This window comes from Desmonostoc muscorum LEGE 12446 (assembly GCF_015207005.2).
Taxonomy (GTDB): domain Bacteria; phylum Cyanobacteriota; class Cyanobacteriia; order Cyanobacteriales; family Nostocaceae; genus Nostoc; species Nostoc muscorum.
Genome location: NZ_JADEXS020000001.1, coordinates 3416750 through 3429569 on the forward strand (window position 1 = coordinate 3416750; position 12820 = coordinate 3429569).

Here is a 12820-nt window from a genome sequence, read left to right on the forward strand (position 1 = left end):
CAAGAAAATTTTTTGCAATATTTTAGTCTTGACACTCCACTACAAAAGTTTCTTTTGCCTGGGGGTGCATGATTTTTCATACCTTACCCGATAGAGAAGTAGAAGGGTAAAAATCACGTATTCAATTAGCGTTTGATACTGCAAAAGAGAATCCAGTGCTAGACACCCTTTGTTCATCATCTATCTAGGATTGGTATATGCCGGATTTAACAACAAAGAAAATCATCACTTTTGGCAATAGCATTTATTTATTATCTGCTCCAGGTACGTGGAATGCTGCTCAAGTGGAAGCGCAAAGTTTTGGTGGCAATCTCGCCACTATTAATGATGTCAAAGAACAAACTTTCTTGGCAGGATTATTTGCGAATCAAAATCCGTGGATTGGTATTTCTGATGCTGGCAAAGAAGGAACATTTACCTGGATTGGTGAGCAAAGTGCTTATCAAAATTGGATACCAGGGCTACCAACTACTGACCAAGTTCGGGACTTCGTTTATTTGGGCAGTTCTGGATGGAATCATGATGTTCAAAATGCCAATCGCACTGGCATTATTGAAATCAAAAACCCCAACACCCCAATTTTGGTAATTGAAGATTTGGGGATTATTGAACCTGCAAGCGGTATTAAACAAGTTCAATTTCAAGTCAAATTATTTGGAACTAGCAGCCAACAAATTAAAGTCAACTATGCCACTGTCCCAAATACTGCTTTAGCTGGAATCAACTACTTGAACACCAGTGGTACCCTCAGCTTTAACCCTGGAGAAACAAAAAAACTCATCACTGTCAATATCCGTAATGATGGCGAAGCCATCACTGGTAAAGAATTTTTTGTCAATCTCAGTTCGCCAACCAATGCCATCTTAGGAGACAATCAAGCATTAGCCACAATTTATGAAGCCAGCGATGCAATTACCTTTGGTGGTAGTACCTATTTGTTATCAAAAGCAGGTAGTTGGGGTCAAGCACAAGTAGAAGCTCAAAGTTTTGGCGGTAATCTCGTCACCATTAATAATGCCGCAGAACAAACTTTTTTAGCTGGAAAGTATGCTAATCAAAATCCCTGGATTGGTCTTTCTGATGCTGGTCAAGAACGAACATTTACCTGGATTGGTGAGCAAAGTGCTTATCAAAATTGGACACCAGGACTGCCAACTACTGACCAAGTTCGGGACTTCGTTTATTTAGGTAGTTCTGGATGGAATCATGATGTTCAATATGCCAATCACAGGGGCATTATTGAAATTCCCACTGCTTTATCTGTTCCGATTCCCGATATGACTGCCAGAAGAATTTACACTTTTGGAGATAGTATTTATCTAACTTCTGTCGCAGGTAGTTGGGGAACTGCTCAAGTGGAAGCCCAAAGTTTTCGCGGCAATCTCGTTACTATTAATGATGTCAAAGAACAAACTTTCTTGGCAGGATTATTTGCCAATCAAAATCCCTGGATTGGTCTTTCTGATGCTGGCAAAGAGCAGACATTTACCTGGATTGGTGAGCAAAGTGCTTATCAAAATTGGATACCAGGGCTACCAACTACTGACCAAGTTCGGGACTTCGTTTATTTGGGCAGTTCTGGATGGAATCATGATGTTCAAAATGCCAATCGCACTGGCATTATTGAAATCAAAAACCCCAACACCCCAATTTTGGTAATTGAAGATTTGGGGATTATTGAACCTGCAAGCGGTATTAAACAAGTTCAATTTCAAGTCAAATTATTTGGAACTAGCAGCCAACAAATTAAAGTCAACTATGCCACTGTCCCAAATACTGCTTTAGCTGGAATCAACTACTTGAACACCAGTGGTACCCTCAGCTTTAACCCTGGAGAAACAAAAAAACTCATCACTGTCAATATCCGTAATGATGGCGAAGCCATCACTGGTAAAGAATTTTTTGTCAATCTCAGTTCGCCAACCAATGCCATCTTAGGAGACAATCAAGCATTAGCCACAATTTATGAAGCCAGCGATGCAATTACCTTTGGTGGTAGTACCTATTTGTTATCAAAAGCAGGTAGTTGGGGTCAAGCACAAGTAGAAGCTCAAAGTTTTGGCGGTAATCTCGTCACCATTAATAATGCCGCAGAACAAACTTTTTTAGCTGGAAAGTATGCTAATCAAAATCCCTGGATTGGTCTTTCTGATGCTGGTCAAGAACGAACATTTACCTGGATTGGTGAGCAAAGTGCTTATCAAAATTGGACACCAGGACTGCCAACTACTGACCAAGTTCGGGACTTCGTTTATTTAGGTAGTTCTGGATGGAATCATGATGTTCAATATGCCAATCACAGGGGCATTATTGAAATTCCCACTGCTTTATCTGTTCCGATTCCCGATATGACTGCCAGAAGAATTTACACTTTTGGAGATAGTATTTATCTAACTTCTGTCGCAGGTAGTTGGGGAACTGCTCAAGTGGAAGCCCAAAGTTTTCGCGGCAATCTCGTTACTATTAATGATGTCAAAGAACAAACTTTCTTGGCAGGATTATTTGCCAATCAAAATCCCTGGATTGGTCTTTCTGATGCTGGCAAAGAGCAGACATTTACCTGGATTGGTGAACAAGGTGCTTATCAAAATTGGACACCAGGGCTACCAACTACTGACCAAGTTCGGGACTTCGTTTATTTGGGCAGTTCTGGATGGAATCATGATGTTCAAAATGCCAATCGCACAGGAATTCTTGAAATCAAAAACCCCAATACGCCAATTTTAGTAATTGAAGATTTGGGAATTATTGAATCTGCCAATGGAACGAAAGAAGCTGTTTTTATTGTCCGCCGCTATGGTAGCAACAGTGGTAGTGCAACTGTGAATTACAGCACATCTAATAATACAGCAGTTGCTGACAGTGATTATAAAGCTACTAGTGGTACGCTGACTTTTGCTCCTGGACAGAGTGTACAAACGATCGCCGTAACAATTCTTAAGGATACTGACACCATTACCAAAGAAAGCTTTTTTGTCAATCTCAGTTCCCCAACTAATGCCATCTTAGGAGACAACCAGGCGTTAGCCACCATTTATGAAACCAGCGACGCAGTTACCTTTGGTGGTAGCACCTATTTGTTATCAAAAGCAGGCAGTTGGGGTCAAGCCCAAGCAGAAGCCCAAAGTTTTGGCGGTAATCTCGTCACCATTAATAATGCAGCAGAACAAACTTTTTTAACCGGAAAGTATGCCGGTCAAAATCCCTGGATTGGTCTTTCTGATGCTGGTCAAGAACGAACATTTACCTGGATTGGTGAGCAAAGTGCTTATCAAAATTGGACACCAGGACTGCCAACTACTGACCAAGTTCGGGACTTCGTTTATTTGGGTGGTTCTGGATGGAATCATGATGTTCAAAATGCTAATCGCACTGGCATTATTGAGATTGCCAATACTGTTAATTTAGTTGGCAGCACTGGTAATGATTTCCTCTATGGCAACGGGGGAAATGATACTCTTGATGGCGGTTCTGGTAATGACAACCTGATTGGTAAGGCTGGAAACGATAACTTGATTGGTGGCGCCGGGAATGACAATCTGATTGGTAACAGTGGCAACGATATTCTGTTAGGAGGACTAGGCAACGATATCCTGACTGGTGGTAGTGGCGCAGATCGGTTTACTTTTAATTCTCGGAATGAAGGTATCGACACGATAACTGATTTTAGCGTGGTTGATGATGCGATCGCACTTTCTGCATCCGGTTTTGGAGGCAATCTAGTTCAAGGCACCCTGCCATCAGGGCAGTTTGTTATTGGAACAGCAGCTACCAGTGCTAGCCATCGATTTATCTATAACAATACCAACGGCGCACTATTCTTTGACCAAGATGGCATCGGTGGAACAGCACAACTACAAATAGCAACTCTCAGTACCAAACCAGCTATGACTAATGCTGATATTTTAGTCAGCTAATTTTAGATTTTAAATTTTGGATTTTGGATTCAAAATTCCAATTTTTTTGATAAGTGATTGGTTGGAGTTGATATCAGTCCTGGTGCTAATTGAGATGCTTTTACTATGAGAAAGGTAGCAGATGGGTATAAATTACCCACTGCTACAAACAAACGGAGGTATAAACTTGATTATTTAATTGGCATGAACCAATTCTTGAGGCGCTGCGGCATCGTATTCTACGGCTTTGACAAATTCCTTAAGAACGTCTTTGAGTCTTTGATCAATTTCTTCATCTAAGACGACGCTATTATCAGCTTGTCGTTGAACTTGTTTATCTACCGCATAAACAGTAGCTAGAATATGCCGCGCTCCTAATTCAGATAACACAGGTTTCAGTGCATATTCTATTGCTAATAAATGAGCGATCGTTCCACCAAGAGCAATTGGTAATACGGGTTTACCTGTTAATGATTTTTGTGGCAGCAAATCTAGAAATGTTTTGAGGACTCCTGTGTAAGCAGCTTTGTAAATTGGCGTGGCAATAATCACACCATCTGCGTTTGCGAGTAAAGCTTTTGGTTCTTCTAAAGCGGGGCTGTCATATCGTCCAAAAACTAAATCTTCAGCAGGTAAATCCCGAACTGAAATAATGTCTACATGCAAGCCTTCTTGTTGTAAAAGCTTGGCGGTGTATTCGACAAGACCGTAAGTTCTAGATGGGTGGGTTGGACTACCAGCGATCGCGAGAATATTAGTCATTCAATTAAACTCCCAATTTCTAAAACGGGTTGAGTATGTTTTGTCGTTTTGGTCTGCATAGCTGATGCTGTGTTGACCTTCTCACTCAGACGTTTGTAGGGACGGCGCAAACTCATACTCTCAACTTCCCAAATGTAGCCATGAATAACTACATCCTGGGGAATTAAAGGAGAATTACGCAGTAATTCCACCTGCTGTATGCAGATTTCATCTACATCGGTAAACGTTTTGATCCATTTGGAAAAAACACCTTTTGGTAGCTTCAATTCTGGTAAAGCAGGATCGATAGTAGCTTGATCCACATCAATACCTTGATTTCGCAATACCTCACTGAGAAGGTCTCCTGATGCTGTCATCATGCCACATTCGGTATGATTAATGACGATGATTTCTTTTGTGCCAAAAAACTGCGTAGTTAACATCGCTGACCGAATTGCATCATCTGTAACTAATCCTCCAGCATTACGGAAAATATGAGCATCTCCTTCACCAATTCCTAATGCTTTCTCCACAGGTAAACGTTCATCCATGCACGCTAGCACCCACAAGCGCTTATTGTTAGGTATTCCCAACTGACGACGCAATGCCCAGGCTTCTTTTTCTGAGATTTTTTGGTCAATTTGTTGGTGTAGCATGGTTGGTAATCTCCTAGTTCTTAATTACTAGGATATGGACGTTGCTCTTTCTTGAGGCTTTTGCTTAGGGAAATCTTCATTTGCCACAATCTCGCCAAATGGACTCAAAACATGTTGCGTCTCTACTGCGGGTAGGTTGGCTAAGGGCAAATGGGGAAATAGAAGTTCTGCAACTCGATAAGCTTCCTCTAGGTGAGGATAGCCAGAAAGAATAAAGGACTCAATACCCAAATCAGCGTATTCCAATATCCTGGCAGCTACGGTTTGCGGATCGCCGACTAAGGCTGTTCCCGCACCACCCCTTACCAAACCAACTCCCGCCCACAGGTTGGGACTAATTTCTAATGCCTCCCGACTACCGTGGTGTAGTTGAGTCATTCGCCGTTGTCCTTCTGAATCCATCCGCGCATAAGCTTTTTGGGCTTTAGCGATCGCTTCGTCATCTACATATTTAATCAATTGATTCGCCGCATCCCAAGCTTCACTCTCGGTTTCCCGCACAATCACATGTAGGCGAATGCCAAACCGCAAAGTTCTTCCTTCTGCTTCTGCGAGTCTCTTAACTGATGCAATTTTCTCGGCTACTTGCGCCGGTGGTTCGCCCCAAGTCAGATAAACATCTACGTGCTTGGCAGCAATTTTTTGAGCAATGGGAGAGGAACCACCAAACCATAAGGGCGGATATGGCTTTTGCACTGGTGGAAACAGCAGTTTGCCATCTTGAATGTTGAGATAATCGCCCTGAAGATTGACTTGTTCACCGCTAGCTATCGCTCGCCACACTGTCAAAAATTCATCTGTTAATTCATAACGCTGATCGTGATCCAAATGCAAGCCATCTCCCGCTAACTCTACGGGATCGCCCCCTGTGACTACATTAATCAGCAAGCGTCCACTAGAAAGGCGATCGAACGTCGCCGCCATCCGCACCGCTACTCCAGGTGACACCAACCCAGGACGAATCGCCACCAAAAAACGCATCTGTCGTGTCAGCGATAACAGTGTTGACGCTACAATCCAAGCATCTTCGCAAGAGCGACCCGTTGGCAGCAAAGCCCCTGTGTAGCCAAGGTCATCCACCGCTTGGGCAATCTGCCGCAGATAGGTAAAGCTTACTGCCCTTCCGCCCGTAGCAGTTGCAAGATAGCGTCCGTCTCCGTGGGTTGGGATGAACCATAGTAGCTGCATGAATTCTATCCTTTTAAACTACGGCAACTTGATAAAAATACCGTATTTTAGTTACAGCCTTAGAGTATCACATATTCAAATTCACTAAGCAAGAAGTTTTTTAAGAAACACGGGGAGTAGGGAGGTGTGGAAGGTGTGGGAGGTGTGGGAGGTTAGGAAGCTTTTTTTACTAAGGGAACTCCAAAAAATAAATTATCCAATTTTCTGGACTTCACTACGACTTTCTCTCCCCCTGCTCCCTGCTCCCCTGCCCTCAAAGCGATGGGATATTTTTTTATTTGGAAGTCCCTAATCTCCCCACACTTCCCCATCCCCCCAGACTCCCCACACTCTGGCAAATGGGATTATTAGGAGGGTTACTGCTACATAAAGTCTAGACAAAGCTAGACATTACTTGACGTTTCAACGGGAGCATGGAAGCAATTATCCCTTAACTTCCAGACACGGTAAAGCCTTCCGTGCATATTTTTCGAGATTTTGAGATGCATTTAAATCTCGGTCGGCAGTATGCTGACATTTGGGACACACATAAACCCGCTCAGACAGACTAATTCCTCGAATTTGTCCACAATTTGAACAAGTTTTACTAGATGGGTAAAATCTATCTACAAATAAGACAGTTCCACCATATCTAATTACTTTATATTCTATCTGTCTACGAAATTCAGAGAAATTAGCATCACTGACAGCACCAGCCAACTGATGATTTTTCAACATCCCCGAAGTATTCAAATCTTCCAAAGCAACGACTGCGTGGTTTTTGCAAATAAATGTAGTTGCTTTATGGGTAGCATCAATACGTATATTAGTAATCCGTCGATGCTGCTTAGATATTCTCAATTTTTGTTTTTTATAACGATTACTACCTTTAACTTTTCTTGAAAGTTGACGTTGTAATCTGGTTAACGTTTTCCTCGATTTTTGAAAAGCTTTCGGATTGATAAAAATCACTCCTGTTGATAAAGTGGCTAAAGTTTTTATCCCTAAATCAACTCCGACATAATCATATTGTTTTTGGGTGATTTGTGCTGATATTTCATAAGAACAAGAAATGTACCAATCTCCCGCTGATTGAGATAAAGTAAGCTTTGTGGTTGTTGTGTGTGGTAAAGATTCATGAGTTGAAACCCAGCCAATGGTGGGTAATTTTATTCGTTTACCACCCAGATTTATGGGTTTACCACCTGCATTAATTGTAAAACTATCATGTCTACCTTTGATTTTAAACTTAGGATACTCTGTGCGTTTTTCAAAGAAGTTTTTAAAAGCTTTCCCTAAATTTTCAAAAGCAAATTCTGTGATTTTTTGACAAATACCTTTTTCTTTAATCCAGGTGAGAGCTGGTTTGACCTCATTATTGAAGAACTTCTTCAAAATCAAATGATTTGGTTGATATCCTGACTGATACAAAGCCATCCATGTGGCGAGTCCCCAGTTGTATGTAAATCGGGATATGCCAGCGTGTTTTGACATCAGATTTTTTTGTGATGATGTCAATTTTAGCTTGGTTTTGATGGCAGTCAATAACACAAATTTACTCAAGAATGAGCAGTCATTTTCAAAATCATCACATGACTTGTCAAACTAAGTCTAGGAGGTTGATGTAAATTTTCTTGAAATAGGTAGACGGGTTTTGGTTCGGTTTGTAAATAAATGTCAGGTTTTGTCAAGGAAATAGTTTACTAGGAGATTGCTCACCCTGATTACCTTGAGTGGGGTGAAGCGGCTCAATCGCTCATTTGTGTTTCTGACGGGTCAAGATAAACACGACAGTACTCAGGAGCTAACAACTTCTGATGATGAAAATGATGATTAATAGTTGATAATTATGTTTTATCGAACATAATTCAGGAGTCAGGAGTCAGAATTCAGTTGGGTATTCTGACCGAAAAAGCGGATAACGTAGCGGTAGCGAGTATTCGATAGCGGAGCGTTAGCGAGTAATCGAGCGTCGCGTCTGAATAATCGGCGTTTTTGCACCCCCACCAAATTGAAAATTTGGTGGTCAACAAGACCTGCGCCGGTCTGAATCCCCTACTGATAGCGTAGCGTTAGCGAGTCCTCGAGCGTCTTGATTCTGACTCCTGAATTCTGACTTCTGAATTCTTCTTCAAATCAAACCGCGACTTGACATCGAGGACTTGACTATGAAACAAATTAATGTTTACTGTGCAAATAAACTCAAGTAGATCGGATTCCCGTCCAGCATTGTGTTGAAAAATAATTTGTTGTTTCTTAGCTAATTTTAATCAGGCTATCACGGCTAATTCAGGGCGATCGCTAATGCTAATAATTAAAGCAGGGAATACCGTACTGGAGTTGATTGGCCAGTTAACCAGAAAATAGAAAATAATAGATATATGGATAAACGGTATTTTTTACAGGCTAGTGCAGTAATAGTTGGCACAGCGTTGTTATCAAGGTATATCAATTGGGGGTCAAAAGAAATGACAACTTCTAACAGTGGATTTGAAATTACCAAACCGGAAGAAGAGTGGAAGACGATTTTAACGCCAGAACAGTTTCGTGTATTGCGTAAACATGGGACTGAACGCGCTCACACCAGCCCACTCGATAAGCAATACGATGAAGGCACTTATTATTGTGCTGCATGTGAACAACCACTGTTTACATCTGATACCAAATTTAACAGCGGTACTGGCTGGCCTAGCTTTTTTAAACCTATTGAAGGTGCGATCGCCACTACTGTAGATAGGTCGTTGTTTATGACCAGAACTGAAGTGCATTGTAGTCGCTGTGGTGGTCATCTGGGTCATGTTTTTGATGATGGTCCCGCACCCACTGGCAAGCGCTACTGCATGAACGGTGTTTCGCTGAAGTTTACTCCTGCTTGATCGGCGGCGTAGGTGTAGCGATCGTAGACATCCCAGGCATAACCGAAGTCATCAGATTTTGAGGCTTGACCAAGGGTGAGTCAATTTAAGAAAATGCAACTCTTGGTCTTTGCTAGAACTATTTCCCTAAATCGTCCTATTTGTTTGGGTCTTTTTTCTCTTTTTTGTCTTTGGCATCTTTTTTAGGTTTTTTAACTTCTTTATTACTTTTTCTTTCCTTCGACATCAGAGTTCTCCAACTAGGTTAATCAGTGAAAGCTTTCACATTCTGCCGTCAGGGAATCAGGAGGTGGCTTACCTGATATTTTTTTAAGGCAAAAAAGAAAGTATTAGACATAAATGCTACTAACTACCATAATACGGTGTTGTTTGAGTTTATTCTTAAAACTTTTGCATATATTTCAACAACAATCTTTAGTGGGGTAGTACAGCTAGCTGTGCTACCCCACTGATTTAGTAATATTTCTTTATTTGAAAGTACTATGATTGGGTAAACTATTCTGTAACCGACGTTTTATCCAAAAGTTATTTCTAAAGAAGTTGACCCTACCTTGTTCACGATCCGCCGCTGATTCTGCAAGGTTTTGTTTCTTTCTTCTCCAATGATCGAGGGAGTAAATATTAAAGCTGCTACCTGCAAGTAAAATAAACAGCACAATCCCGTAAGAAAGCATGGAAGTAGCTGCACCCCAGTTTTGTACCGATGTTACCCCCAACTTCAGGATGATCATTAAGGCAAAGGTAACAATCAAAGCGCCTCTGGTTGCTAACCCAAGTGTGATTAACACGCCCACAATTAACTCTACAGGGGGCACTAGATAGGAATTGATTCTCACTAAAAATTCGGGAAAATAAGAATCTGCCAGTTGTTTGACGGTAGCTTCAACAAATCCAGGGATGTTAAAAATGCGAGTGAATCCGTGATTAAAGTAATTCACACCTATGAGAATTCGCAACAACAAATAGGCGATCGCCACATCCTTGGGTTTGAGACTAATATAAGTTCTATTTTCAGTCATTGCCTGAACTCCAACTATGGTAAGCTAACGATGATTGATTTTAATTGCAGGAATTGGGAAGAGAGCTAACGTTTTTTCACAGAGAGAATTAAGCGAACTGAGCGATCGCGTGATAAATAAGTATGAAGCCAAGTCAGTAACACAAAAAAACGACTGCGGTAGCCAGGAAGATATACTAAATGAACTCCTAGCCACATCAGCCAAGCCAGGAAACCTGTAAAGGCAAATGCGCCAATTTTTCCCACACCTGAATAGCAGCCTATAATCGCTAATCTTCCTTTGTTGAAATAGCTAAAAGGCTCTGGTGATTGACCTCGAAATTGCCGCTGAATATTTCGGGCTACAGTAACACCCTGCTGAAGTGCCTCTGGTGCAACCCCACTTAATGGTTTACCGTTCTGTTCCACATAAGCTAGATCCCCAATGGCATAAACATTGGGTTGCTCTAGTAATTGTAGGGTGGGATGAACAATTAACTTTCCCTTATTGGCTAAAGATACCTCCTGTGATATTGTCGGATAATTTGCCTCTAACCCCGCAGTCCAAATGACGGTTGCAGTTGGAATTACCTCATCGTTTTGTAGATGTACAGATTCAAAAGTCACTTTAGTAACTTTGGAAAGCAGATAAACCTCCACTCCTAGCTGATGTAATCGTTTATGAGTGTAGGCTCCCAACTTTTTTGGCAGTTCAGCCAATAAGCGATCGCCAGATTGCACGAGAATCAACCTCACATCCTGTAAAATTGTCGGATAGTCTCGACGCAACTGGCCTCGAAGCATTTCCCCAAAAGCACCCGCCACCTCCACACCGGTTGCCCCACCACCGACAATGGTAAACGTCAGCAGTTGTTGGCGTCGTGACGAATCTGATTCGTGGATAGCTCGCTCAAAACAAGAGAAAATCTGATTGCGGATTGCTATTGCTTGTTCTAACGTTCTCATTGAGAAAGCATATTCTGAAGCTCCAGGAACTCCCAAAAACTGGGTTCGACTTCCAGTTGCTAGCACCAGAAAATCATAGGTAATTAAACAACTATCTGTCTCAACAGTTTGCCCTGAAAAATCAATTTGCTCAACCTCAGCCATCAAAAACTGAACCTTAGGCTTATTCCTCAAGAAAGAGAATCGCCGTAAGATCGTCCGAATCGGGTAAGCAATATACTCAGGTTCCAATTGACCTGTGGCAACCTGATACAATAACGGTATAAAAGTGTGATAGTTGTGGCGATCGATTAATAACACATCTGCACCAAAATCAGCTAAAGATTGGGCAGCTTGCAACCCACCGAATCCAGCGCCAACAATGACAACGCGGCGACTGTTCATCCTTCCCCTCTTGAATTTACTTAGCTAGTCGGTCAAGTTATTGACTATCAATATATTGATAATAATGGCACTGAAATTAACCTTGAGGAGAAGGCAAAACAAGATGCACAGAAAGTAACTATTCTCAATCAAGGTAGGGCAGGCGTAGCGGTGCTAACTTTTCACGGCATCTGGAAAACCTCACTTCCATTCCTCTTCCCTAAGAAGCGAGAGGCTTTGAATTTTCCCCCTTCCCTACTAGGCAAGGGGGCTAGGGGGTTAGGTTTCGCGTTGGTTTTCCACATGACGTGAAAAGTCAGCGTAGCGGTCAAGAGATTTTCATGCTGTTTCGTGTAATTCTAAAGCGTATCTAGCTTCAAGTTAATATAAGTTAATAAATATTTTTTGAGGCATTTGTTAAAAAAAATGACATTATTTTCTCTCAAAATTTAACTCTAACTTTTGATCCCCAAGGTCAAGTTGATTTCCTCAATAAAACCCCGCTTCCAAATGGGAGTATCTAAGCCTTAACATGTAGGAATCTTGGGAAAAACAACACTAAATATTTGGAGAATTAATTTAAATTCCCGGTAATTATATCGGGATAGTAGGCTTATAAATTCTGGATAAAAACCCCATTGACTCCTTAAAAAGATAGGACTACTGTTATAAGTAGTCCTGACAAGGACAATGTTAATGCATCAAGAAATCAGGAGGTATTTCCTATGATGATGATGATGACTGAAACCATGACTTCAGAAATGCAAGCTTGTATTGAAGCTTGTATGGATTGTCACAAAATGTGCATGGAAACCATGACTTACTGCATGAGCAAAGGTGGTAAGCAGATGGATAAGAGTATGATGACCATGATGACCATGATGCGTGATTGTGCTGAAATGTGCATGATGTGTATGAACATGATGATGGGCGGTTCTGAATTCATGGGACGCACTTGTATGCTATGTGCAGAAATGTGCGATCGCTGTGCGATGGCCTGTGAAATGATGAGCGATGATTCCAAAATGATGGAATGTGCCGCTGCTTGCCGCAAATGTGCAGAATCTTGCAGATCTATGCACATGATGCCTGCATAATTCTCCTACTTCGCAGAAGTTTGTCTGCAACCTAATATTCAAGCGCTCAGACTCAAAGAGT

Annotated in this window: 10 protein-coding genes; 4 read left to right on the forward strand and 6 right to left on the reverse strand. The window is 41.5% G+C overall.

What is annotated here, in order from left to right; all coding sequences use genetic code 11:
• Positions 1 to 197 precede the first annotated feature (197 nt).
• Entirely contained in the window at positions 198 to 3917 is a 3720-nt protein-coding gene (locus IQ276_RS14710; protein WP_235115676.1) for a lectin-like protein, read from the forward strand.
• A 174-nt stretch (positions 3918 to 4091) separates the two neighbouring features.
• On the opposite strand, the gene ssuE is transcribed toward IQ276_RS14710, so the two are convergent.
• The 4 genes from ssuE to IQ276_RS14730 all read right to left on the reverse strand — a co-directional run bounded on the left by ssuE (position 4092) and on the right by IQ276_RS14730 (position 8011).
• A complete protein-coding gene (ssuE, locus tag IQ276_RS14715) occupies positions 4092 to 4658 on the reverse strand; it encodes an NADPH-dependent FMN reductase (protein ID WP_193924402.1) in 567 nt (188 codons plus the stop codon).
• Positions 4655 to 5293: a beta-class carbonic anhydrase gene (locus tag IQ276_RS14720; RefSeq protein WP_193924401.1), complete on the reverse strand. Its 639-nt coding sequence runs from the start codon at positions 5291 to 5293 to the stop codon at positions 4655 to 4657. The genes ssuE and IQ276_RS14720 overlap by 4 nt, the downstream gene beginning before the upstream one ends.
• A gap of 27 nt (positions 5294 to 5320) precedes the next feature.
• On the reverse strand, positions 5321 to 6481 hold the full coding sequence (gene ssuD, locus IQ276_RS14725) for an FMNH2-dependent alkanesulfonate monooxygenase (RefSeq protein WP_193924400.1): 1161 nt from the start codon (positions 6479 to 6481) through the stop codon (positions 5321 to 5323).
• Positions 6482 to 6904: 423 nt separating this feature from the next.
• On the reverse strand, positions 6905 to 8011 hold the full coding sequence (locus IQ276_RS14730) for an RNA-guided endonuclease InsQ/TnpB family protein (RefSeq protein ID WP_193917442.1): 1107 nt from the start codon (positions 8009 to 8011) through the stop codon (positions 6905 to 6907).
• Positions 8012 to 8171: 160 nt separating this feature from the next.
• Here IQ276_RS14730 and IQ276_RS40180 point away from each other — a divergent pair, with 160 nt between their 5' ends.
• On the forward strand, positions 8172 to 8297 hold the full coding sequence (locus IQ276_RS40180; protein ID WP_255264326.1) for a hypothetical protein: 126 nt from the start codon (positions 8172 to 8174) through the stop codon (positions 8295 to 8297).
• 544 nt (positions 8298 to 8841) lie between these two features.
• Positions 8842 to 9336, forward strand: coding sequence for a peptide-methionine (R)-S-oxide reductase MsrB (gene msrB / locus IQ276_RS14735; RefSeq protein ID WP_190879207.1), 495 nt, complete (start codon positions 8842 to 8844; stop codon positions 9334 to 9336).
• 467 nt (positions 9337 to 9803) lie between these two features.
• Here msrB and IQ276_RS14740 read toward each other — a convergent pair whose 3' ends face one another.
• Positions 9804 to 10355 carry a DoxX family protein gene (locus IQ276_RS14740; protein WP_193917445.1) on the reverse strand — a complete coding sequence of 184 codons (552 nt, stop codon included), beginning with the start codon at positions 10353 to 10355 and terminating at the stop codon, positions 9804 to 9806.
• Positions 10356 to 10420: 65 nt separating this feature from the next.
• Complete coding sequence (locus IQ276_RS14745) at positions 10421 to 11683, reverse strand: NAD(P)/FAD-dependent oxidoreductase (RefSeq protein ID WP_193917447.1); 1263 nt, start codon at positions 11681 to 11683, stop codon at positions 10421 to 10423.
• A 704-nt stretch (positions 11684 to 12387) separates the two neighbouring features.
• On the opposite strand from IQ276_RS14745, the gene IQ276_RS14750 reads away from it, so the two are divergent.
• Positions 12388 to 12759 (forward strand): four-helix bundle copper-binding protein, encoded by a 372-nt coding sequence (locus IQ276_RS14750; protein WP_190879211.1) that lies wholly within the window; start codon positions 12388 to 12390, stop codon positions 12757 to 12759.
• Positions 12760 to 12820 lie beyond the last annotated feature (61 nt).

What these genes read in the sequence shown, in the direction of transcription:
- IQ276_RS14710 (WP_235115676.1), top strand. Translation starts at nt 198, where the DNA reads ATGCCGGATTTAACAACAAAGAAAATCATCACTTTTGGCAATAGCATT.
- ssuE (WP_193924402.1), bottom strand. Translation starts at nt 4,658, where the DNA reads ATGACTAATATTCTCGCGATCGCTGGTAGTCCAACCCACCCATCTAGA.
- IQ276_RS14720 (WP_193924401.1), bottom strand. Translation starts at nt 5,293, where the DNA reads ATGCTACACCAACAAATTGACCAAAAAATCTCAGAAAAAGAAGCCTGG.
- ssuD (WP_193924400.1), bottom strand. Translation starts at nt 6,481, where the DNA reads ATGCAGCTACTATGGTTCATCCCAACCCACGGAGACGGACGCTATCTT.
- msrB (WP_190879207.1), top strand. Translation starts at nt 8,842, where the DNA reads ATGGATAAACGGTATTTTTTACAGGCTAGTGCAGTAATAGTTGGCACA.
- IQ276_RS14740 (WP_193917445.1), bottom strand. Translation starts at nt 10,355, where the DNA reads ATGACTGAAAATAGAACTTATATTAGTCTCAAACCCAAGGATGTGGCG.
- IQ276_RS14745 (WP_193917447.1), bottom strand. Translation starts at nt 11,683, where the DNA reads ATGAACAGTCGCCGCGTTGTCATTGTTGGCGCTGGATTCGGTGGGTTG.
- IQ276_RS14750 (WP_190879211.1), top strand. Translation starts at nt 12,388, where the DNA reads ATGATGATGATGATGACTGAAACCATGACTTCAGAAATGCAAGCTTGT.